The sequence below is a fragment of the uncultured Anaerococcus sp. genome (genome assembly GCF_963510575.1).
Lineage (GTDB): Bacteria > Bacillota > Clostridia > Tissierellales > Peptoniphilaceae > Anaerococcus.
Genome location: NZ_CAUPFR010000003.1, coordinates 23,158 through 45,321 on the forward strand (window position 1 = coordinate 23,158; position 22,164 = coordinate 45,321).

The window sequence follows — 22,164 nt, forward strand, 5'->3', positions numbered from 1 at the left end:
TATTTAAGATATGTAAAATAAATATATCAGGAGGTGGCTATGCCAGATAAACATATAAACTTTTTTGAATTTAACAATACCATATTCTCTATGATTAGAGAAATATCACATAAAATTGACTTACTACTTCAAGATACGGCAAACAACTTAGACCTAACTCCCCTCCAGCTAAAAATAATAATTGCCCTATATTCATCTGACGATGATGTATCTATAGGTAATCTTGGAAAGGCTATAGGAGTTACAGGTGGAAATATCTCTAATATATGCAAGAAGCTTGAGAAAAAAGGCTATGTTGACAGGATTAGAAGCGAAGAAGACGAGAGAGTGGTTAATGTTAGGTTAACCGAGGCAGGAATCACAGCAAGCAAGGATTTGGGAGAATACTTCTATAAAATAAGGGAAGAATTCCCAGATGATGCTGTAGAAGTAAATTTAGAAACCATAGTAGAAGAGTTAAAAGAACTTGACATCCTACTTGATAAATATATATCAAGGAGACTTATATGAATCAAAAACCAAGAAAAAATAGACCCTTACTTTATTATTGGATAGGTGCTATAATCATATATTTCATATTTTCCTATGTTTTTAGCCCTATTTCCCAACAAGACGGGGCAAAGGAAATATCCTACAGCCAATTTGTAGAGATGATAGACGATGACCAGGTTACTGAAGTTTCCAGGGACAACTTAAAATACACTTTCAAGGCCAAGGTAGATGGTGTAGAAAAAACCTATCAAACAGGACTTTGTGAAGATACAGACCTTACAGAAAGCCTCTTAGAGGCTCAAAAACGCAACGATAAATTGAAATTTGGCAAGGAAATAGAGACCAAAATGAATCCATACTTGTCACTTTTCCTTACAAGTGTGTTGCCATTTATCTTCCTAATCGGAATCTTCTATTTCGCATCCAGATCCCTTTCTAAGACCATGGGTGGCAGAGGTGGAGCCGACTTCATGAATTTTGGCAAATCAAATGCCAAGATTTATATGGAAAATGAAACAGGCAAGTCCTTTAGAGACGTGGCCGGACAGGAAGAAGCCAAGGAAAGCCTAAGTGAAATTGTAGACTTCCTCCACAACCCAGGCAAGTATAAGGAAATCGGAGCTAGGGTTCCAAAGGGAATTTTACTTGTAGGCCCTCCAGGAACCGGTAAAACCCTTCTCGCCCAAGCAGTCGCAGGCGAGGCAAAAGTGCCATTTTTCTCAATTTCAGGATCTGAATTTGTGGAGATGTTCGTCGGTATGGGTGCATCTAAGGTAAGAGATTTATTTAAACAAGCCAAGGAAAAGGCCCCATGTATAGTTTTCATAGATGAAATTGATGCTATTGGTAAGAAGCGTGATGTTTCTGGATATTCTGGAAATGACGAACGTGAACAAACCCTAAACCAATTACTAAATGAAATGGACGGTTTTGATGCAACTGAAGGTGTAGTTTTATTAGCTGCAACCAATAGACCAGAAATCCTAGACCCAGCCTTAACCAGACCAGGCAGGTTTGATAGGCAAGTCCAGGTAGAACTACCTGACCTAAAGGGCCGTGAGGATATCCTAAAAGTCCACGCCAAAAAAATTAAAAAAGAAGAAAATATAGACTATGAAGAAATAGCCAAGAGAACTGCAGGCACATCTGGTGCAGACCTTGCAAATATAGTTAACGAAGGTGCTTTAAGGGCGGTAAGGGAAGGCAGAAAGAAGCTTACCCAAGAAGACCTTGAAGAATCAATCGAAACAGTAATAGCAGGTATGCAAAAGAAAAATGCAGTAATCTCAGATGACCAAAAGAAAATAATAGCCTACCACGAAGTTGGCCACGCCCTAGTTGCAGCCATCCAAACCCACAAGACACCAGTAACAAAGATTACAATAGTTCCAAGAACTGGTGGTGCCCTAGGCTATACAATGACAGTCGACAAGGACGAAAAATATATCATGACCAAGCAAGAGTTAATCGACGAAATCGTGACCTTTGCAGGTGGTAGGGCGGCAGAAGAGCTAATCTTTAATACAAAGACCACTGGCGCTTCAAATGATATAGAAAAAGCCACAGCTATGGCAAGGAATATGGTAACAATCTACGGTATGGATGATGAATTTGACTTCATGCAGTTAGAGCAAATCCAAGGAAGATACCTAGGTGGCCAAAGGGCAATGATAGTATCAGACGGTACAGGCAACAAGATTGACCAAAAGGTAGCAAAAATCATAGCCGATGCTCACTTCAGAGCTATAGAAATCCTAAAAGATAATGTCGACAAACTCCACGAAATCGCAGCTTACCTCCTAAAAGAAGAAACCATAACAGGTGAAGAATTTATGGCCATTCTTGAAGGAAAGAAGGAAAAAGAAGTAAGCGAAGCAAAAATCGATGAAAACACAGATGTGGATGTAAAAAATCTAGAAAATTCTGAAGAAGAAATTCAACCACAAGAAGAATCTGAAAAACCAGTTGAAAAAGAAGCTGAAACTGAAAAATCAGTTGAAAACAAAACTGAAAATGATTCTGAAAAAGAAGATGAAAATAAGAGATTTATAGACTTGTCAAAAGACGATGAGTAAAAATCAAGCCAGCCTTAGGGTTGGCTTTTTTGCTGGCAATTTTAAGCAAAATATGAAATAATATTGACATTCCGACAAAATTGTACTAAACTATTGTCAACCAAAGAAAGGTGGAATTATGAAGACTGTAATTATTATTATGGCTCTTGTGGTAGCATACTTGACTCCGATGTTTATTATAAAAGCCATTAAATGTGATGGAGATAGATCTCAGCATTATACAATTTTGTCGGGTATATGTCTATCTTTATTACTTCTATATGTAACAGCTTTACTAAATAGTTAATTAAATTTATTATAAAAAAATGATAGAAAAATATCTTCAGAATATTTTTTAAGCGATTAAGATTAAAACTTAGTCGTTTTTTTCTTTTCCAAAAATAGTAAGGAAGATTAAAATGTTAAAAATAAAAATCTTACAATAACTTTAGAAAGAAATTTCAGAATTTATTGAAGAAAAAGAATGGTGGGGAGAAATTAAAAACTTAGAAGATGAAATCAGTAAATTAAATACATAGCCAGAAAATATAAGGGAAGGATACAAGGGATTTTATAAATTAAAAACCAGATTGAAGGAAGGGATTAATTAAAAATATCCACAAAAAACCAGGACATTTTCAGTCCTGGTCCGTCTTTACTTTTCAATTTTTACTACTAGGGCCCTCATCAAATTGTAGGCTTCTTTTAGGGATATTCCTTCATTTTCTGCCAAGTCTTTGGCGGATTCGTATTCTGGGTAGGTGTAGGTTTTATCCTTGTAGCTAACTTGTTTTGCAAGGTAGTCCCTATCCCCATAATGAATTTTAATTATTTTCCTATCGAGGATTGTCCTTTCTAGGTCAAATTTCCTCACTCCTATGGATGTGGTTTCCCTAAAAATTATATCTTCGATTGCCTCTTCGTCTTCTGCTTTATAGATTACTGACAATTTATAGGCTGGGCGGTTTTTTTTCATGAAAATCGGGCTGTAATAGCAATCGAGGGCGACAGTCATGATTTTTTCTAAGGCGAAACCTAAGATTTCTCCGCTGGCATCGTCGATATTTGTTTCAAGCAATTTTATTGTTTTTTTTTACAAGTTTCGATTTGGATTACTCTTAGGATATTTGTGGACTTTTCAAAGTCCTTGTTGCCGGCTCCAAGGCCGATTTTTTTGATTTTAAAACTTTCTGGTGCTTTTTTATAGAAGTATTTAACGATAGCAGCACCTGTTGGAGTGATGTGCTCGCCTTCTTCTCCGATGAAGTTTAGGTTAATATCAGAATCTGCAAGGATATTGGCTACAGCTGGCACAGGTATTGGCATTGGGCCGTGGGCGCACATTTGGTAGCCGAATCCTTCGTAGAGGTCTGAAAAATAAATATTTTCTACACCAAGGTCGTCTAAGCATATGCAAGTGCCGACAATATCTATAATAGAATCAATTGCTCCAACTTCGTGGAAGTGGACTTCAGACTTTGGTATTCCGTGGGCCTTGGCTTCTGCATCGGCGATTATATCGAAAATTCCAAGGGCGTTTTTCTTGATATTTTCATTTAGGTCTGAAGAATTGATTATTTTTTTAATATCGTTTAGGTTTCTGTGAACATGGCTGTGAATGTGGCCATGAGAATGTTCGTGAGAATGACTATGACCATCTTCGTGGCAATGGCAATGGTCGTGTCCATGGTCGTGGTGGTCGTGATCGTGGCAATGTTCGTGGTTGTGGGTGTGCCCGTCTTCGAGGGTGTGGACATGGCAATGAACATGCTCATGGTGGTGGTTATGATGATGGTGGTGGTTATGACCTGCTAGGATAACGTCAAAGTTATAAGCGTCGATTCCATTTTTCTTTACTCTTTCAAAAACCAAGTCATAGTCACTTAGGCCAAGAGATTTGATTCCTGCTTCTAAATTTTCCTTGCTAGCGCCGAGGTCTAAAAGAGCTCCGATGGTCATATCACCAGCTATTCCTGAATACATTTCAAAATATAGGTCCATTATTTATTTCCTTTCGCTATTAGCCTATTTATCTGGCAGGCTTGGTAGGCGGCACCGTAGCCGTTGTCGATATTAACTACGCTTACCCCTTCAGCACAGGAGTTTATCATTGATAAGAGGGCTGTGATTCCTCCAAGATTTGCTCCGTAGCCAACGGAAGTTGGCACAGCAATGATTGGCTTATCAACAAGACCTGCGAGGACTGTTGCAAGGGCTGCTTCCATGCCTGCTATGGCTATAATTACATTTGCTTTTTTTATTTCTTCTGTCTTATCTAAGAGCCTGTGAACTCCTGCGACTCCCACATCCCTGTAGGCTTTTACTTTTGCTCCCAAAAACCTAGCTGTGATTTCAGCTTCAAGGCTAATAGGAAGATCAGATGTGCCTGCAGAAACTACGGCGATCTCACCGATTTTATCAGATTCTTTGGAGTAGTCTAGGCTAATAATTTTGGCAAGGTCTGAATATTCTACATCAGGGATGGCTTTTTTTACGATTTGGTATTGGCTTTTGCTTGCCCTGGTGCCTATTACAGATTCGCCTCTGTCGTAAAAGGCCTTAAAGATTTGGATAAGGCTATCGTCATCCTTGGATGCGCAGTAAATTGCTTCTGGAAAACCACGTCTTTCCCTTCTTGAGAAGTCGATTTTGACGTTTTCGCCTACATCTGCATATCCCTTGCCTTCTAGGATTTTAAGGGCATCTTCTTCTGAGATGGCCCCTTCTTTTATTTGTTTGATTAAGGTTTTTTTATCCATTATAAGACCCACTTTTTCTTTTCTTCTTCGCTTAGGCCCTCATCCATAGATCCTGACCTAAAACCTTCTAAATCTAGTGTCACATAGGAAAAACCAAGTTTTTTAAATTCCCTTATGACTTGATCTTTTTTGTCGATAAATCTTATAAAGTCAGCTGGCTCTAACTCAATCCTAGCTATATTAGAGTGGTCTCTGACCCTAAATTTGATAAAGCCTAGGTCCCTTATAAAAGCTTCTGCTTTTTCAAGTCTGTCTAATTTTGCTGGGGTAATCCTTGTACCGTAAGGAAACCTAGTTAAAAGACAAGGGGCTGATGGCCTTTTTGCAACACTTACTCCAAGCTCGCTAGCAAGGGCCCTCACCATTCCTTTAGAAAAACCAGCCATATTTAGGGGACTTACGACTCCAAGATTTTTTAGGGCCATAAGACCAGGCCTATAAACCTTGTGGTCATCGGTGTTGGTCCCGTCAATGACATAACCGTAACCGAGTTCGTCTTTTAAATCTATAGCTTGTTTAAAAAGGTGGCTCTTGCAGTGGTAGCACCTGTCTTTTTCGTTGTTGGTGATGTGGTCATCTACAAAGATATCCACATCTTTTATATATAAGTTAACCTGCATTTCTTTTGCCAAAGCTTGGGCATTAACGAGGTCTTCTTCTGTAGATGATGGAGCCTTGAAAAACATAGCGACTACATCGTTTTCATCCTGCCTTAGGTCTGTTGCTATTTTTAAGAGCAAGGCAGAGTCTACTCCACCTGAAAAGGCCAAAACTATTTTTTTCTTTAGTAGGTCTTTTATGATTTGATAGAGTTTTTTGGTGTTATTTTCCATATAAACACTCCTTTTAAAATATAAAAAAATAATTAAGCTATATAAGAAATACAGCTTAATTTTTCTCTATGTAAATAGCTCCGGGCAGGAGCTATACATAACAATGTAATCGAGTGTTAACGATAATTGTAATGCATATTCATTGTACTGATTGGCTTATGAAAATGCAATAATCTTATTTAGTCTTGATTTATTTAGGGTATAATATTTTTAGTTAAAAATTCAAATGTAAGGAGAGAATATGAAAAATAACGCAAAAAGATGGATAGCAGTGGGACTTGCCGTACTTGTCTTCGTTGCTTCCATGTTAATGAAAGATACCAAAGAAGAAAATGAGGCAAAAGGTTTGGCCTACCTTAAAGATTGGGGCAAGTCTACACTTTTTGATCAAGAGGTCATCCAAGGAACAAACCCTTCAGAAAAAATCAGAAAAATTTCTCTAAAAGGTGTCATTCAAGGAGACGAAAATAGCGAATATGTTATTGATGAGCTTAAAGATGCTGCAAAAGACCCAACAACCAAGGGAGTTATTCTTACAGTAAATTCTCCAGGTGGGTCAGTTTATGTTTCAGAAAAAATTGCCAAGGAAATTAAAAACTTAAAGGCAAAGAAAATCCCAGTCTATTCTGTAATGGAAGAGATGGCTGCATCTGGTGGTTATTATATTTCTGCTCCAACAGATAGGATTTACGCTTCAAATGAAACCCTCACTGGTTCTATCGGTGTAATCATGGGTGGCCGTTCTTTCCAAGGACTTTTTGAAAAATATGGCATCAAGGAACAAAACGTAGTTTCAGGCAAGATGAAAGATACAGGTACCATGGGTAGGGACTTAAATGCTGAAGAAAAAGCCTACCTCCAATCCCTAGTAGATTCAGCTTTTGGTCGTTTTGTAAAAATCGTATCTGAAGGCAGACACATGAGTGAAAAAGACGTTAGAAAACTTGCTGACGGTAGGGTTTATGATGGAGCCCAAGCTGTGAAAAATGGCCTTGTTGACAAGATAGGTGATATCGACATGGCAATAGCAGATATGACCAAGGAAAATAAGTTAAATGACCCACAAGTTGTGGAAAGTTCCTATACAAATCTTTCACTCAGACAACTATTCCAAAAGGTTAGTGATTTGAAGAAATCTTCATCAGACCTCGCAATTCTTAAAGAATTGATGGAAGAAAATAGGCAAGCTCCTATGTATATCTACGGGGGAGTCTATGGAAGATAAAAAAGTTTTCGAAGAAAGAGATTTTACCTACGCTTATTCATCATTTGGCCTAAGATTATTGGCCTATATAATAGATATGATGGTAGTTTCAGCCTTCTATAGTATAATCAAATTTATTTTGCCCATAGATCCTGATGTGAAAATCCTTGGGCTAGGCCTTATAGAGGCTCTCCATACCCTTATTTGTATAATATATTTTACAATCCTATCCCTAATAACCAGGGGTCAAAGCCTTGGCAAAATCATTACAGGACTCAGGGTGGTATCTGTTGGTGGGAACTTATCAACTAGCCAAATCCTAATAAGGGAAATAGCCGGAAGGTACATTCAAAATAAATTTATCTTTCTCTATGCCCTTGCCCTAGTCACTCCTAAAAAACAAAGCTTTATCGATTTGTTCACTGATACAGCTGTTGTAAAAGAGGTAGCCTATAGGGATTTATATGCAAAAGAAATTTAGAAAAATTTGTTTTTGAAGAAAAATATAGTATTAAAATTAGACAGATATTTAGACAAATAGCACAAAGATAAGCTTTAAAAGCCTTTGTGCTTTTTTTATCCATATTTCACACTAGCCCCTATATAAGGTATGATAAGATATAGATTGCTATAAAATACCACTACATCTAGTAGTTAGGATGGAGAGATAAATGAAAATTATAAAAAGAGATGGGTCAAAAGTTGACTTTGAATTAGGGAAAATTAAAAGAGCCATATTCAAAGCCTTTAAGTCAGTTGATTCTACCATAACTGATGAAAAACTTGAATACATCGCCCAAAAAATTGTAAGGACAATCGAGGAAAAGTTCCCAACAGATCACACAGTGACCGTAGAAGAAGTCCAAGACCTAGTAGAACTAAACCTAATTGATGAAAATTATTATAGAGAGGTAAAGTCTTTTATCCTCTACCGTGCCAAGCACAACATGGACAGAAAGGTGATTTCAGATTTTACCCAATATGTGGCTGATAAGGACCTAATGGAAATAATTTCTAAGGTTCAAAGGGAATTTGATAGCCAAAGATATCCTATAGAGTCACTTTATTTCAAATTTGAATCCTTTACCAAGCCAGAAATGAATGACAAGGAAGTCCTAGATGCAGTAATCCGTGCAGCAAGCGAGCTAACTAGCAAGGAAGCCCCAGATTGGGAAATAATAGCTGCAAGATTTTTAGCCTACAAGATAAACCTAGAGATAAGGGAAGAAGAAGAACGCTACGAAATTTATGATTTCAAATCAAAAATAAAGTTTTTGACAGAAAACGACCTCTACGGGGCTTATATTTTAGAAAATTATTCGTCAGATGACATAGATGAATTAGAAAAATACCTAGACTCCAAGAGAGATGACATTTTTACCTACTCAGGTCTAGATTTATTAAGAAAAAGATATTTGATAAAAAGTTATGACGGCCGTCTTTTAGAAAGAGTCCAAGAGATGTTCATGGGAATCGCCATGCACCTTGCCATTCCAGAAAAAAACAGGGTCGCCTTTGCCAAAAGACTTTACGATATCTTATCAAGTCTAAAGGCAACCATGGCAACTCCAACTATGACCAATGCCAGAAAGCCTTTTAATCAGCTTTCTTCATGCTTTATAGAAACTGTGCCTGATACCTTAAAGGGAATTTACAGGTCTATTACCAACTTTGCCGAGGTTTCCAAACACGGCGGTGGTATGGGCATGTATTTTGGAAAAGTAAGGGCAAATGGTTCTGACATCCGTGGTTTTGAGGGAGTTGCTGGTGGAGTTATCCGTTGGATAAGACTAGCCAACGACACAGCTGTAGCTGTTGACCAACTAGGCGTTCGCCAGGGAGCTGTGGCCGTTTATCTTGATATTTGGCATAAGGATATGCCAGAGTTTTTGGCCCTAAGAACCAACAATGGTGACGATAGGATGAAGGCCCACGACGTCTTCCCAGGTGTATGCGTGCCTGACCTTTTCTGGAAACAGGTCAAAGACAACATGGAAGGCGACTGGTATATGTTCGACCCACACGAGGTTGTAAAAAAATATGGAAAAGCCATCGAAGATACCTACGGGGATGAATTTGAAGAATTTTACAAAAAATTAGTTGCCGATAAGGAAATATCTAGAAGGGTCATGCCAATTAAGGATATGGTAAGGCTTTTAATTAAGTCTTGGTCAGAAACTGGCACACCTTTCATTTTCAATAGGGATTTGGTAAATAAATACAATCCAAATAAGCACATGGGAATGATATATTCATCAAATCTTTGCACAGAGATTGCCCAAAATATGAGCCCATCAGAAAGTGTTTCAACAGAAATAGTAACAGAAGATGGGGACGTGGTTATAGTTAACAAAACCAAGCCGGGCGACTTTGTAGAATGTAACCTAGCAAGTCTAACTCTCGGCAAGCTTGATGTGAACAATGAAAAAGAGCTTGAAGAAACTGTAAGGACAGTTGTAAGGGCACTAGATAATGTAATTGACCTAAATTATTACCCAACCCCATATGCAGAAGTAACCAATAAAAAATATAGGGCCATAGGTCTTGGCACCAGTGGCTACCACCATATGCTAGTTAAAAATGACATTAGATGGTCAGACGAAAAGTCCCACTCAGAATTGGTTGACAGGGTATATGAAGATATAAATTACTACGCCATCAAGGAAAGCGTGGAAATTGCCAAAGACAAGGGAGCTTATAGGGTCTTCGAAGGAAGCGACTGGCAAAGTGGTGCCTACTTCACAGATAGGGCCTACACATCAGAAAGATGGGAAAAACTAGCCGCAGATGTAAAAAAATACGGCTTAAGAAATGGCTACCTAATGGCCATTGCCCCAACAGGATCAACCTCAATCATATCCGGCACATCAGCAGGGGTAGACCCAATTATGTCCAGGTATTTCCTAGAAGAAAAGAAAGGCGCCATAGTCCCAAGAGTAGCACCAGGACTTACAACCAAAACTTTCTGGCTCTATGAAAACGCCCACGACATCGACCAAAATATATCAATGCGTATGGCAGGAATAAGACAACGTCACCTAGACCAAGCCCAATCAGTAAACATCTACATCACTACAGAATACACCATGAGACAGATTTTAAATGTTTACCTAACAGCTTGGGAAAGTGGAGTAAAGAGCATTTACTATGTAAGAGGCAAATCACTTGAGGTAGAAGAGTGTGATACTTGCTCCGCGTAGGATTTATCCAAGATAAATAAATTTTTGGGAGGGCTCCCAAAAGCCCTCCTTTTTTCAATCCAAGATAAATTATTTTTTCTTTTATCCAAGATAAATTATTTTTTCTTTTATCCAAGATAAATTATTTTATTTTATATAATTTTGGTCATTTACGTGACCCCTCCGTAAAAAGGGGGACCCCTGGGGAACGTTTCGTCGCTCTCGGCCGCTAGGGCAGGATGTTCCCACATCGGGTCCCCTTTAAACCCCCGGCAAGCCCGTCGGCTCGTGGAGACTTACCCCCTCCGGGCGACCCCTCGCGGGGGATATGGAATTTGCCTGTCGGCAAACGTGTTGGTATGGAGGAGCCCTTGTTTATGTATAATATTATTCTAAATTTTTAAAATCCCAAGCCTCCTAAAAATTGCAATCTCGTCTGACTTATGCTTTGTATTTTTAATTAGTTCACAGTATTTATTGTTTTTTATATTCAAAAAAAGCTGTCAGTGCAATTTTCTTAACGGATGCTTGGGCTTTTAAAATACTTAACCTTAGGATTTTTAGTTTCTTCGTTTGAAAACAAACACTAATTTAGCAATGTTTGGCGAAGCCAAACGAGCCTGGCAAGTCCTGGAACTTTGAGACCAAGTTTCCCTTTTATCGGGTAAGGATTTCTAATCAAGGGTTGCGTTAAGAAAACTGATGGCAAGCCCGTCCGGCTCGTGGAGGACTGAGCGTTAGCGAGTTATCAGTTTTTAGCAACCCGACGATTAGAAATCTGTAGGGAGATACGTAATCTTAAACAAGGTAATTATCTCTACATAAAAAAGCTTGCGATTAGCAAGCTTCCTTACTCGCCCTCCGCATAAGGAGCCGCTCGGGGGTGCAGCCGAGAGGGGTTTAAGGGGAGGCGGGTGAGGGACCCTGCGGAAGGTCCCTCGGGCCTCCCCTTTAAACGGAGATTCAACTGTAAGTAGAATAATAATATAAAAGATAAAATTACGAAGATTCAATAGTAAATAAAACCATCACATATAAGATAGATAATCTATCTCGAATTAAGAAAAATGATAACTTATCTCGGATAAGAAGAAAAAGATACTTTATCTCGGATAAAAAACACAAATATCTGGTATAATAATATATATGAAAGAATACTTCATCTTGGATGAAAAAAAGGAGTTTATTTTGTTAATTTTATTTATAGCAAATGCTATTTCATTATTTTTAATGAGTAATTTTATAAGCCATATTTCTTTTGACAAGACTTCGGCGCTTATTATTACAGCTATTGTTTTGACCCTACTTCAAAGGGTGGTGGAGCCTGTGCTTAAATTTTTTGCCTTTCCTGTCACTATTTTGACCTTGGGTTTATTTTCACTTGTGATTTCTGCCTTTGTTTTGTATTTGGCTTTTAAATTTGTTGATGGGGCCCATATTGATTCCCATTTATTTAGTTTAGTTTTTGCATCTATAGTTCTATCAATAGTTTCATCTATTGTTTTAAATATCATTTCCTAGGAGGTAGTGATGGAAGAAAGTAAAAGAAAAGAAGTCGAAAAACGTGGTATTTTTAATGAAAATGGAGATATTGATCTTGCTAAGAGAAAGATTATCCAAGGTAATACCACAAACCTTAATGATTTTAACAACCTTAAATACACCTGGACATCTGATTGGTACAGGCAGGCTATGAACAATTTCTGGATTCCAGAAGAAGTGAATTTAAACCAGGATATAAAAGATTATAGGAATCTTGACCAGCACGAAAAAAGAGCCTATGACATGATTATTTCATTTTTGACTTATCTTGATTCTATCCAGACAGCCAATTTGCCAAACCTACAGACTTACGTAACTGCAAATGAGATTAATCTTTGTTTGTCTATCCAGACCTACCAAGAGTCAATCCATTCTCAGTCTTATTCATACATTCTTGATACAATTTGTTCGCCAGAAGAAAGAACCAGAATTTTATACCTCTGGAAGGAAGATGACCACCTTCTAAGACGTAATGAATTTATTGGTGACCAATACAACGAATTTTTAGAAAGGGATAATGAATTCCAGTTTGTAAAGGCCCTAATTGCTAACTACATCCTTGAAGGAATTTATTTCTATTCAGGATTTTCTTTCTTCTATAACCTAGGAAGAAATGGCAAGATGCCAGGAACTGTTCAAGAAATTAGATATATCAACAGGGACGAAAACACCCATCTCTGGCTATTTAGGTCCCTAATAAACGACCTTAAAAAGGAAAGACCAGACTTATTTACACCAGAAGCTACCCACATCTATAGGGAAATGCTAAAAGAAGGCGTTCGCCAAGAAATCGAATGGGGCAAGTACGCCATTGGTGATAATATAGCAGGCCTTTCTACAACCATGATTGAAGATTATATAAAATATCTGGGCAACCTTCGTGCCAAGGGCTTAGGTTTTGAACCACTCTTTGAAGGATATACAGAAATTCCTCAATCAATGAAATGGGTAGATGAATATTCAGATCCAAATGCAGTTAAGACTGACTTTTTCGAAGCCAAGGTAACTGCTTATTCTAAATCATCTATAATTGAAGACGACCTATAAAAAACAGAGCGTTGATTCGCTCTGTTTTATTAAATTCAAAACTTTTTATTATTTAAACATGTAGTTATTTGGGGTTAATAAAAATTTTTTTGTATTTCTTGTTTAATGTTTCATGTGAAACATTATTTTTTTATGGATTCCTTAATTGAATCTGCCATGGAGATGGATAGGGATTTGTTGGCGATTGGGCCTACTACTATTATGGTGATATAGGTGTTTTTTCTCTTCATGACAAACTTTTTTCCTGTTAGGGTATTTTCTTTGGTGTAGAGCCTGATTTCTCCTTCTAGGATTCCACCTAAGTTTTTTGTTTTTCCCATATTTATTAGCTGGGTTGGGTAGATGATATCCCCAGAATTTAGGTTGTAGGCGTCATAAAGGTCTCCATCTACTTTGTCTTTTTTTATTATGATTTCACCAATTACTTTGTTATCTTTTTTGGCTATGAAATATTTGAAATTTTCCTCTTCTTGGTGGATGGTGAAATTCTCAGGGATTTTAATTGAAAGTCCAGAAAATTCTACATCTTGGCTGGCAAAAACGGACAGGTCTTCCTTGTAGTCCTCAAATGATTTGCTAACTTCAAAAGGGTCTTCGCCTGCTAAATAGGAAGTCATTAAAATATCTGCCATTATTTTCCCACCTGCCTTTGTTTTGTCTTCTTTGATCACAAAATAAAGGGTTGTGTTAGGTGACTTTATAAAAAAGTGGGTGTAGGTGTAAGTGTCATCTTCGCTTATGAAATACAGGCTATCTTTATTTGTAAATTTATTTCTGATTGGTTTTGAATTTAGCCTTTCTTTCTTAATTATTTTTTTTGCTAGGTCCATTAGGTCAGTGTCTGTATCGAGCTTTTTAAAGCTAAGCAGGATTGAGTAGGATAAATCAAGGGGAAAGTCTACAAAATAGGTATCGTCTTTTTTGAAAATTTCCGTCTTATCGGGTAACCTAAAAAATATATCTCCCACCCTTACTTCTTTGTTGTAGTCAAGGTTGTCTAGATCTTTTTTTGTGTAAGTTTCTTTTTTGACTGGTGAGGGATATTTTATTAATTTTTCGCCTGTGTAGAGGCTGGAATCGTGTTTAAATTGGTCAATATTGGCGAGGGTATAGGTGGTTGTTTTATTTTCCTTACCACAAGCTGGTAAAAATATTAGAATTAAGAGGCTTATCAAGTATTTTTTCATAAATTTTCCTTTTAAATGCAAAAAATTAGTCTTATTTTGTCTAGACTATACCCGATTTGGGTAAAAATATGATATAATTTAATTAGCATTAGGGGGTGAATTATGACTGATGACATTTTGAATCAAGTCAAATCTGCCGAAGAGTCGGCGGCTCGTGAGCTTGATTTGGCCAAAGAAGAAGCCCGAAAACTAGTAGAAGAAGCCAAAATTAAGGCCGATGAATCTTATAAAGAAGAGATTGAACGTGCCAAGACTAAGGCAAAGAAACTAGTAGAGGAGGCCAAACTTAAGGCCCTTGAAGAAAGTAAACCGGTGTTAGAAAAAGCAAGAAGGGAGTCTGAGGAAATCAAAAAAATAGATATTAGTGATATTTCAAAGACTGTGGACTTACTTGTAGAAAGGATAGTGAATAATGGCAATAGTTAAGATGGATAAGTTTAGCTTGCTTAGTTTTTACAATAAGCGCTCTAGCCTACTTAACATTCTTCAAAATTTTAACTATGTGCATTTTAATGATCTTAAATTAGAAGAAAATGAATCCTATCTAAAAGAGGTTGAAAACTCAGCTGTCCTTAAATCTTTGGAGGAAAGGCAGGATAAACTCAAATACGCTGTTGAGACTGTTAGGAAATACTCCAAGGAAGAAAGCCCAGATGAGTTAAGGAGATTGGATATAGAAAATGTCTACAGAGATTCCGAGAACTTTGATTTTGACCTTATTTACGATAAGTTATTAAAATTAGTTAAAGAAAGGGAAGGCCTGGTTGACAAAAAACAGGCGAATGATTCTAAAATCGAAGATTTATCTCCATGGAAGGATATAAACCTAGATATAAATTACCTCTACAATTCTCCTAGGGTATTTGTAGAAACTGGTTCAATTTCAAGCCAATTCTACGATGGCCTAAGAAAAGAGCTTGTAGAAAAACATTTGGAAAAATCTCTAGTCTATAAGCTAAGCGAAAAAGATAAGGTTAGCTACATAGTAGGAATTGCTTCCCTTGACGAAAAAGAAGAATTTAAAGAAATCCTAAGGGGATTTGGTTTTACCAGAGTGAAGGTAAAGGCGAATGGTCCAATAGGGGAAGAACTTGAAAAACTAAATGCTAGTTCGAAAAAATACAAAAACGATATCACAAAATTAGAAGACGAAATTGGCGATTTTATAAAGTATATGGGCGATTTTGACCTTTACGAATCCTTCCTCGAAAACGAAAGAAAAAAGGAAGAGAGTGCTGAATTTTTCTTAAAGACTGAGTCTATGGATGTAATTGAGGGCTTTGTGCCAGCTGATATGGTAGAAACTTTTAAAAAGGACCTTACAAGTGTACTTGGAGAAGAGTTTATGCTAGATATCAAAGAGGCAGACCTTGATGATCCAAATGTACCAATCATCCTTGAGAATAATTCTATAGTAGAACCTTTTGAGTCAGTAGTTGAAACCTATGCCCTACCAAAATATAACGAAATAGACCCATCTTTGCTTGTTGCAATATTTTATACAATCTTTACTGGGTTTATGATTGGGGACTTGGGTTATGGAATCTTGGGCGTAATAGGAACTATTGCCATGCTTAAGATGAAAGACCTTACAAAGTCAAGCGAAAAAATGGTTAAGCTATTTTTAGCTATTTCCCTTTCAGCTTGCGTTTTTGGTACAATTTTTGGCTCAGTCTTTGGTGGCATAATCGAAGTGCCATTTGGTTGGATTGATACCCAAAAAGATGTTTATACCCTAATTGGTATAAGTTTTGGTATTGGTACTGTAGCCCTCATGGTAAGTGTGGGTATGACCATAATTGTAAATCTTAAAAACAAGAGACCACTAGATGCTATTTACGATTCACTATTTACCTATATGTTCCTTGGAGGAATTGGTTTTTATGTTTACAGCAAGTCAAAAATTGGCCTTTATGTAATGGCAGCCGGCATGGTTGGTATCCTCCTATTTTCAGGCAGAGATGCTAAGACAATCGGTGGCAGACTTGGTTCTGGTTTTTATAATGTATATGGACTCACTTCTTGGATAGGAGACTTTGTATCCTTCCTAAGGCTTATGGCCCTTGTTTTATCAGGTGGTTTTGTAGCCTACGCAGTAAATGTAATTGTAAAAATGATAGGAGGGGCAGGCTTTGTTGGCCTCTTAGGTGGCATATTAATCTTTGTGATTTTCCAATTATTTAATATGTTCTTATCCTACCTATCAGCTTACGTTCACGGCCTTAGACTAATTTACGTAGAAATGTTTAACAAGTTCTACGAAGGCGGTGGAATTAAATTTAGAGAAATGTTAAAAGATACTAAAAAGATTATCATTAATAAAAGGAGGAAATAATGAGTAACTTTTTTATTGAAAACGGCGGAATTATACTAGCAGTACTTGGAATGGCTATGGCTACATTTTTACCAGGTTCAGGATCAGCTAGGGGAACAGGTATGGCAGGTGAGGCTGCAGCAGCACTTACAGTAGAACAACCAGAAAAATTTGGTAAGGCATTGGTACTTCAATTATTGCCAGGTACCCAAGGTCTTTACGGTTTCGTAATAGCTTTCTTTATTATGCTAAGACTTGACGGCAATGTTGATTTTGCAAAAGGCCTATATTTCTTTATGGCTTCTCTACCAATAGCTATAGCAGGTTATACATCAGCAATAGCACAGGCAAAGGTAGCAGTAGCAGGTATTAACATCCTAGCTAAGAAGGAAGACGAGTTTATCAAGGGCGTTGTTTACGCAGTAATGGTTGAGCTTTACGCAATCCTAGCCCTAGTTATTTCCTTACTCCTAGTTCTAAGAGCATAATATTAGGATAAGATTATGAATAATCTTGATTTAATATTAGAATCTATAAAAAATAAAGCAGACGAAGAAAAAAATCAGATATTAGATCAGGCAAGGGCCGAAGCCAAAGAAATCGCAGATGAGGCTAAGACTAGAGCAGGCGAAGAGGCAAAAGTAATCATGGATAAGGCAGAAAAAGAAATTGCCACAACCCTTTCAAATGAAGAACTTTCTTCATCTCGTAAGGCCCGTGATATAAAAATCAAGGCCAAAAACGACCTAATAAACCAAGTCATAGACAGGATTTTAGCAGAGCTTAAAAACCTAGACAGGCCAGCCTACAAGAGATTTGTCCTTAATAGGCTCCAAGCCTTCCCACATTCAAGTGCAGAAATTGTCCTTAAAGAGGGCATGGAATTTGCCTTTAATTCCAGCGAGCTAAAGGGACTTAATGTCTCAAATGAAACCACCAATGATGGTTTTATCATAAAAGATGGCAAGGTAACCTACGATAATTCTTTTTCGTCAATCATAGAATACGAAAGAGATGAAATTAAAAAAATAATATCTGACGCACTTTTTACTAAGGAAGAAATATGAAAAGAGAAAACTTCATAGCAGCTTCTACATCCACCAGGATTTATGAAGACGATCTGCTTAAGGCCCGTGACCTTGAAAGACTAAATGACTATGAAAGTTTAAGTGAAGTGTTAAATGCTCTAAATGATTCATCCTACGCTAGCGCTATAGCAGAGCTTGAGAGGGATGAAGAGTATGAAAAAATCCTAAATAAGGAATTAGTTAAGGTTTATGATAAGATAGCCGATGTGACTCCTGATAAAAATATCAGCCAGTATTTAATCGAAAAATATAATTTTCATAACCTAAAACTTTTAGTAAAAGAAATTATCCAAGAAGAAGATTATTCCAAAATCTATTCGCCTATGGCAAATGTGGATACAGCCTACATTAAAAGGGAACTTTTAAAGGCTGCAGACGGGGAAGTTTCTGTAGGCTCTGTTGGCAAAAAAGATGACAGAGAAACCTACCTTGCCTATGCCCAAAAGGCCCTAAAAGCCTACAGAGAAAGCGAAAACCCTGCCATGATAGACATATCACTTGATAAGTCCTATTATGAAAGGGAAGTCGATTTGGCAGAAAAAACTGGGATAGATTCCCTCATTGCCTACACCAAGGAAGCCATAGACCTAAATAATATCAAGACCCTTTTAAGAATTAGGGGACAAAAACTTGATTTTGATCATTTAAAAAATGCCCTAATCGAAGGTGGCAACCTTGATAAAAACGATGTTCTTGCCATGATAAGCATGGACGTAAACGAGATTGTATCAAAGACTTCAAGCCTAAAGATAAATTCTTACCTAAAGGCAAGTCTAGATAGGGATAAAAAGATTGAAGAAAATCTTCTTGACCTAGAAAAGGCCATTGATGATCACTTTATGGACTTTGCTAAAAAAGCAAAAGCCATGACCTATGGCCCAGAAGTTTTGTTAGGATTTTTGATTGCCAAAGAGCAAGAGATTAAAAACCTAAGGATAATCTTTATCTCTAAGTTAAATTCACTTCCAAAAGACTTTACTAGGGAAAGGTTAAGAGAAACTTATGTATAAAATAGGAGTAATTGGCGATAAGGATTCGATTTTAGCCTTCAAGGCTATTGGAATTGACGCCTTTACAGCCATTGACGACAAAGACGCAAGTAAACTAGTAGACAAGCTTGCCGGCGAGGGATACGGTGTAATTTTCATCACCGAAGCCATGGCAGAGCTTGTCAGCGAAACTATAGATAAATATAGAGAATCTATGACTCCAGCCATCATCCTAATCCCATCAAATAAGGGATCTTTGGGTATAGGTCTTGCTGATATCAACCGTTCGGTTGAAAAGGCAGTCGGAGCCAACATTCTAAATTAAAGGAGCTTAATTTGAATATAGGTAAAATTACTAAAGTATCTGGACCACTTATAGAGGCAGAAGGCCTAACCGATGCTAATATCTATGACGTGGTTGAGGTATCAAAAGATAAGCTCATCGGTGAAATAATAGAGATGAGGGGAGATGTCGCAAGTATCCAAGTATATGAAGAGACAACTGGTATAGGCCCTGGCGATGAGGTTAGATCAACTGGTAGACCTTTGTCAGTAGAGCTTGGACCTGGTATGCTCGAGAGAATGTACGATGGTATCCAAAGACCACTTGAAAAACTTGAAATGCTTGCAGGAAATTTCCTAGAAAAAGGAGTAACAGCACCAGCCCTAGATAGGGAAAAACTTTGGGATTTTGAACCTCTTGCAAAGGTTGGAGATGACCTTGTAGCAGGAGATATCCTAGGTACTGTCGAAGAAACCACAGTTATCACCCACAAGATTATGGTGCCTTACGGAGTAAGTGGCAAATTAAAAGATATAAAAGCAGGTCAGTTTACTGTTGCTGACACTATCGCTGTTGTAGAAACAGAAGACGGCGATAAGGAATTAAATATGATCCAATATTGGCCAGTAAGGAAGGGAAGACCAATCAAGGAAAAAATCGACCCTAACGAACCACTAATCACAGGCCAAAGGGTAATAGATACCTTCTTCCCAGTTGCCAAGGGTGGTACTGCAGCAATCCCAGGACCTTTTGGTTCAGGTAAGACCGTAGTTCAACACCAGATAGCAAAATTTGCTGATGCTGATATCGTAATTTACGTAGGTTGTGGCGAACGTGGCAACGAGATGACTGACGTACTAAATGAATTCCCAGAACTAGTTGACCCAAAAACTGGCGAATCAATCATGAAACGTACAGTCTTAATTGCAAATACATCAAATATGCCAGTAGCAGCGAGAGAAGCATCAATCTATACAGGTATTACCCTTGCTGAATACTATAGAGATATGGGTTACAATGTAGCTATGATGGCTGACTCTACATCAAGATGGGCAGAAGCCCTCCGTGAGATGAGTGGACGTTTGGAAGAGATGCCAGGTGATGAAGGATATCCTGCTTATCTTGCCAGCCGTGTTGCAGATTTCTACGAAAGAGCCGGCAAGGTTAGGGTTTTAGGATCTAGAGAAGATATAGGTACCCTTTCAGTAATCGGAGCTGTATCTCCTCCAGGTGGAGATATGTCAGAGCCAGTAACCCAGGCTACATTACGTATTGTAAAAGTATTCTGGGGACTTGATTACGATTTGTCTTACCAAAGACACTTCCCAGCTATTAACTGGTTAAACTCTTATTCCCTCTACCAAGACAAGATGGATAAGTTTATAGATGAAAATGTCGACGAAGAATTCTCAACTATGAGAAAACGTGCCATGAGTTTATTGCAACAAGAATCAGGACTTCTAGAAGTAGTAAGGCTGGTAGGACGTGACGCCCTATCTGATGATGATAAGTTAAAATTAAATGTAACTAAGTCAATTAGAGAGGACTACCTCCAACAAAACGCCTTCCACGATGTGGATACCTACTGTTCACTTAGCAAACAAGATAAGATGCTAGGCCTAATTTTATATAACTATGATAAGTGCCTAGAAGCCTTGTCAAAGGGCGTTGAGATTAAGAAACTTGAAGGTCTTGACGTTAACGAATCAATTTCAAGATTAAAACTAATTAGCGAAGACAACAAGCAAAGATTTGATGAAATCAGATCAGAGATTGACTCAGCAATTAGCAAGCTAATAAAGGAGGCATAGACGGATGTTAAAAGAATATAAAACAGTAACAGAAGTAGTTGGCCCTCTTATGCTTGTTGAAGGCGTTGAGGGAGTAAACTTCGAAGAATTAGTAGATATAAAACTACAAACTGGTGAACACAGAAGGGGCAGAGTTATAGAAATCGACAAGGACCGTGCCATGGTTCAGCTATTTGAAGGTTCAAGCGGAATCAACCTTGAAGGCACATCTGTAAGATTTTTAGGCAGACCCCTAGAACTAGCCGTAAGTGAAGACATGATTGGTCGTGCCTTTAACGGTCTAGGTGAAGTTATAGATGACGGTCCAGAAATAATTCCAGAAGATAAGAGGGATGTAAATGGTACAGCAATAAATCCTGTATCAAGAGACTACCCTTCAGAATTTATCCAAACTGGTATTTCAACAATAGACGGCCTAAACACTCTAGTAAGGGGTCAAAAACTTCCAATCTTTTCTGGAAACGGTCTGCCACATAATCAAGTAGCAGCCCAAATCGCTAGACAAGCCAAGGTTTTGGGAGATGACGAAGGTTTTGCTGTAGTATTTGCAGCTATAGGTATCACCTTCGAAGAAGCTCAATTCTTTATGGATGACTTTAAGAAAACAGGCGCTATCGACCGTTCAGTTTTATTTATAAACCTAGCAGACGATCCTGCAATCGAACGTCTTTCAACACCAAAAATGGCCCTAACATGTGCAGAATACCTAGCCTTTGAAAAGGACATGCAAGTATTAGTAATCATGACAGACATGACCAACTATGCAGAAGCCCTTCGTGAAGTATCTGCAGCCCGTAAGGAAGTACCAGGTAGACGTGGTTACCCAGGATATTTATATACAGACCTTTCTACAATCTATGAAAGGGCAGGTAAACTTCGTGGCAAACCAGGAACTATTACCCAGATTCCTATTTTATCCATGCCAGAAGATGATATCACCCACCCAATCCCAGACTTAACAGGTTATATTACCGAGGGACAAATCATCCTAAGTCGTGACCTTTATAACCAAGGTATAGCACCACCTGTATCTATCCTTCCATCCCTATCAAGGTTAAAAGATAAGGGTATAGGCAAGGGAAAAACCAGAGAAGACCACGCAGATACCATGAACCAAATCTACGCTGCCTACGCTTCAGGTGTGGACGCTAGAGAGCTTCAAAAGATTCTAGGTGACTCTGCTTTGTCAGATGCAGACCTAGCCTTTGCAGAATTTGCCAAGGCCTTTGAAGAAAAATATATCAACCAAGGTTATTACACAAATAGGTCAATCGAAGAGACTCTTAACTTGGGTTGGGAACTCTTAAAGATAATTCCAAAATCAGAGCTTAAGAGAATTGACGACGCCCTAATAGAAAAATACATGGACTAGCCTATGGCAA

The 22,164-nt window shown here is 37.9% G+C and carries 20 protein-coding genes; 15 read left to right on the plus strand and 5 right to left on the minus strand.

Annotated elements, in window-relative coordinates:
• The first annotated feature begins 39 nt into the window (after positions 1-39).
• Together RQ907_RS00610 and ftsH are read left to right on the plus strand one after the other, a co-directional pair.
• Positions 40-510 (plus strand): MarR family transcriptional regulator, encoded by a 471-nt coding sequence (locus tag RQ907_RS00610; protein ID WP_311491469.1) that lies wholly within the window; start codon positions 40-42, stop codon positions 508-510.
• Positions 507-2,567 carry an ATP-dependent zinc metalloprotease FtsH gene (ftsH, locus tag RQ907_RS00615; protein WP_311491470.1) on the plus strand — a complete coding sequence of 687 codons (2,061 nt, stop codon included), beginning with the start codon at positions 507-509 and terminating at the stop codon, positions 2,565-2,567. The genes RQ907_RS00610 and ftsH overlap by 4 nt, the downstream gene beginning before the upstream one ends.
• A 634-nt stretch (positions 2,568-3,201) precedes the next feature.
• On the opposite strand, the gene larC is transcribed toward ftsH, so the two are convergent.
• The 4 genes from larC to larE are packed head-to-tail and all read right to left on the minus strand — an operon-like array spanning position 3,202 to position 6,138.
• Positions 3,202-3,624, minus strand: coding sequence for a nickel insertion protein (gene larC / locus RQ907_RS00620; RefSeq protein WP_311491471.1), 423 nt, complete (start codon positions 3,622-3,624; stop codon positions 3,202-3,204).
• 2 nt (positions 3,625-3,626) lie between these two features.
• Positions 3,627-4,547, minus strand: coding sequence for a LarC family nickel insertion protein (locus RQ907_RS00625; RefSeq protein WP_311491472.1), 921 nt, complete (start codon positions 4,545-4,547; stop codon positions 3,627-3,629).
• On the minus strand, positions 4,547-5,305 hold the full coding sequence (gene larB / locus RQ907_RS00630; RefSeq protein ID WP_311491473.1) for a nickel pincer cofactor biosynthesis protein LarB: 759 nt from the start codon (positions 5,303-5,305) through the stop codon (positions 4,547-4,549). The genes RQ907_RS00625 and larB overlap by 1 nt, the downstream gene beginning before the upstream one ends.
• Positions 5,305-6,138 carry an ATP-dependent sacrificial sulfur transferase LarE gene (larE, locus tag RQ907_RS00635; RefSeq protein WP_311491474.1) on the minus strand — a complete coding sequence of 278 codons (834 nt, stop codon included), beginning with the start codon at positions 6,136-6,138 and terminating at the stop codon, positions 5,305-5,307. Before larE ends, larB begins: the two co-directional genes overlap by 1 nt.
• A gap of 241 nt (positions 6,139-6,379) precedes the next feature.
• Here larE and sppA point away from each other — a divergent pair, with 241 nt between their 5' ends.
• From sppA to RQ907_RS00660, 5 genes are all read left to right on the plus strand, one after another.
• Positions 6,380-7,363 carry a signal peptide peptidase SppA gene (gene sppA, locus RQ907_RS00640; protein WP_311491475.1) on the plus strand — a complete coding sequence of 328 codons (984 nt, stop codon included), beginning with the start codon at positions 6,380-6,382 and terminating at the stop codon, positions 7,361-7,363.
• The gene (locus RQ907_RS00645; protein ID WP_311491476.1) at positions 7,353-7,823 is read left to right on the plus strand and encodes an RDD family protein; all 471 of its coding nucleotides are present in this window, start codon (positions 7,353-7,355) and stop codon (positions 7,821-7,823) included. Before sppA ends, RQ907_RS00645 begins: the two co-directional genes overlap by 11 nt.
• Before the next feature lie 190 nt (positions 7,824-8,013).
• The gene (locus RQ907_RS00650) at positions 8,014-10,542 is read left to right on the plus strand and encodes a ribonucleoside-diphosphate reductase subunit alpha (RefSeq protein ID WP_311491477.1); all 2,529 of its coding nucleotides are present in this window, start codon (positions 8,014-8,016) and stop codon (positions 10,540-10,542) included.
• A gap of 1,167 nt (positions 10,543-11,709) precedes the next feature.
• On the plus strand, positions 11,710-12,042 hold the full coding sequence (locus RQ907_RS00655; RefSeq protein ID WP_311491478.1) for a phage holin family protein: 333 nt from the start codon (positions 11,710-11,712) through the stop codon (positions 12,040-12,042).
• A 9-nt stretch (positions 12,043-12,051) separates the two neighbouring features.
• Entirely contained in the window at positions 12,052-13,110 is a 1,059-nt protein-coding gene (locus tag RQ907_RS00660) for a ribonucleotide-diphosphate reductase subunit beta (RefSeq protein WP_311491479.1), read from the plus strand.
• A gap of 122 nt (positions 13,111-13,232) precedes the next feature.
• Here RQ907_RS00660 and RQ907_RS00665 read toward each other — a convergent pair whose 3' ends face one another.
• Positions 13,233-14,297 carry a hypothetical protein gene (locus RQ907_RS00665; protein WP_311491480.1) on the minus strand — a complete coding sequence of 355 codons (1,065 nt, stop codon included), beginning with the start codon at positions 14,295-14,297 and terminating at the stop codon, positions 13,233-13,235.
• A gap of 102 nt (positions 14,298-14,399) precedes the next feature.
• Here RQ907_RS00665 and RQ907_RS00670 point away from each other — a divergent pair, with 102 nt between their 5' ends.
• The 8 genes from RQ907_RS00670 to RQ907_RS00705 are packed head-to-tail and all read left to right on the plus strand — an operon-like array spanning position 14,400 to position 22,154.
• On the plus strand, positions 14,400-14,723 hold the full coding sequence (locus tag RQ907_RS00670; RefSeq protein WP_311491481.1) for a V-type ATP synthase subunit H: 324 nt from the start codon (positions 14,400-14,402) through the stop codon (positions 14,721-14,723).
• Complete coding sequence (locus RQ907_RS00675) at positions 14,710-16,632, plus strand: V-type ATP synthase subunit I (RefSeq protein WP_311491482.1); 1,923 nt, start codon at positions 14,710-14,712, stop codon at positions 16,630-16,632. Before RQ907_RS00670 ends, RQ907_RS00675 begins: the two co-directional genes overlap by 14 nt.
• Complete coding sequence (locus RQ907_RS00680; RefSeq protein ID WP_004827183.1) at positions 16,632-17,099, plus strand: V-type ATP synthase subunit K; 468 nt, start codon at positions 16,632-16,634, stop codon at positions 17,097-17,099. Before RQ907_RS00675 ends, RQ907_RS00680 begins: the two co-directional genes overlap by 1 nt.
• Positions 17,100-17,114: 15 nt before the next feature.
• A complete protein-coding gene (locus RQ907_RS00685) occupies positions 17,115-17,678 on the plus strand; it encodes a V-type ATP synthase subunit E (protein ID WP_311491483.1) in 564 nt (187 codons plus the stop codon).
• Positions 17,675-18,709, plus strand: a complete 1,035-nt coding sequence (locus tag RQ907_RS00690) for a V-type ATP synthase subunit C (protein WP_311491484.1) — start codon at positions 17,675-17,677, stop codon at positions 18,707-18,709. Before RQ907_RS00685 ends, RQ907_RS00690 begins: the two co-directional genes overlap by 4 nt.
• Positions 18,702-19,013 carry a V-type ATP synthase subunit F gene (locus tag RQ907_RS00695; RefSeq protein ID WP_311491485.1) on the plus strand — a complete coding sequence of 104 codons (312 nt, stop codon included), beginning with the start codon at positions 18,702-18,704 and terminating at the stop codon, positions 19,011-19,013. The genes RQ907_RS00690 and RQ907_RS00695 overlap by 8 nt, the downstream gene beginning before the upstream one ends.
• A gap of 11 nt (positions 19,014-19,024) precedes the next feature.
• Positions 19,025-20,782, plus strand: a complete 1,758-nt coding sequence (locus tag RQ907_RS00700; RefSeq protein WP_311491486.1) for a V-type ATP synthase subunit A — start codon at positions 19,025-19,027, stop codon at positions 20,780-20,782.
• 4 nt (positions 20,783-20,786) lie between these two features.
• Positions 20,787-22,154: a V-type ATP synthase subunit B gene (locus tag RQ907_RS00705; RefSeq protein WP_311491487.1), complete on the plus strand. Its 1,368-nt coding sequence runs from the start codon at positions 20,787-20,789 to the stop codon at positions 22,152-22,154.
• Positions 22,155-22,164 lie beyond the last annotated feature (10 nt).

Coding starts and splice junctions, on each gene's coding strand:
- RQ907_RS00610 (WP_311491469.1), top strand. CDS start 40: ATGCCAGATAAACATATAAACTTTTTTGAATTTAACAATACCATATTC.
- ftsH (WP_311491470.1), top strand. CDS start 507: ATGAATCAAAAACCAAGAAAAAATAGACCCTTACTTTATTATTGGATA.
- RQ907_RS00625 (WP_311491472.1), bottom strand. CDS start 4,547: ATGGACCTATATTTTGAAATGTATTCAGGAATAGCTGGTGATATGACC.
- larB (WP_311491473.1), bottom strand. CDS start 5,305: ATGGATAAAAAAACCTTAATCAAACAAATAAAAGAAGGGGCCATCTCA.
- larE (WP_311491474.1), bottom strand. CDS start 6,138: ATGGAAAATAACACCAAAAAACTCTATCAAATCATAAAAGACCTACTA.
- sppA (WP_311491475.1), top strand. CDS start 6,380: ATGAAAAATAACGCAAAAAGATGGATAGCAGTGGGACTTGCCGTACTT.
- RQ907_RS00645 (WP_311491476.1), top strand. CDS start 7,353: ATGGAAGATAAAAAAGTTTTCGAAGAAAGAGATTTTACCTACGCTTAT.
- RQ907_RS00650 (WP_311491477.1), top strand. CDS start 8,014: ATGAAAATTATAAAAAGAGATGGGTCAAAAGTTGACTTTGAATTAGGG.
- RQ907_RS00660 (WP_311491479.1), top strand. CDS start 12,052: ATGGAAGAAAGTAAAAGAAAAGAAGTCGAAAAACGTGGTATTTTTAAT.
- RQ907_RS00665 (WP_311491480.1), bottom strand. CDS start 14,297: ATGAAAAAATACTTGATAAGCCTCTTAATTCTAATATTTTTACCAGCT.
- RQ907_RS00670 (WP_311491481.1), top strand. CDS start 14,400: ATGACTGATGACATTTTGAATCAAGTCAAATCTGCCGAAGAGTCGGCG.
- RQ907_RS00675 (WP_311491482.1), top strand. CDS start 14,710: ATGGCAATAGTTAAGATGGATAAGTTTAGCTTGCTTAGTTTTTACAAT.
- RQ907_RS00680 (WP_004827183.1), top strand. CDS start 16,632: ATGAGTAACTTTTTTATTGAAAACGGCGGAATTATACTAGCAGTACTT.
- RQ907_RS00685 (WP_311491483.1), top strand. CDS start 17,115: ATGAATAATCTTGATTTAATATTAGAATCTATAAAAAATAAAGCAGAC.
- RQ907_RS00690 (WP_311491484.1), top strand. CDS start 17,675: ATGAAAAGAGAAAACTTCATAGCAGCTTCTACATCCACCAGGATTTAT.
- RQ907_RS00695 (WP_311491485.1), top strand. CDS start 18,702: ATGTATAAAATAGGAGTAATTGGCGATAAGGATTCGATTTTAGCCTTC.
- RQ907_RS00705 (WP_311491487.1), top strand. CDS start 20,787: ATGTTAAAAGAATATAAAACAGTAACAGAAGTAGTTGGCCCTCTTATG.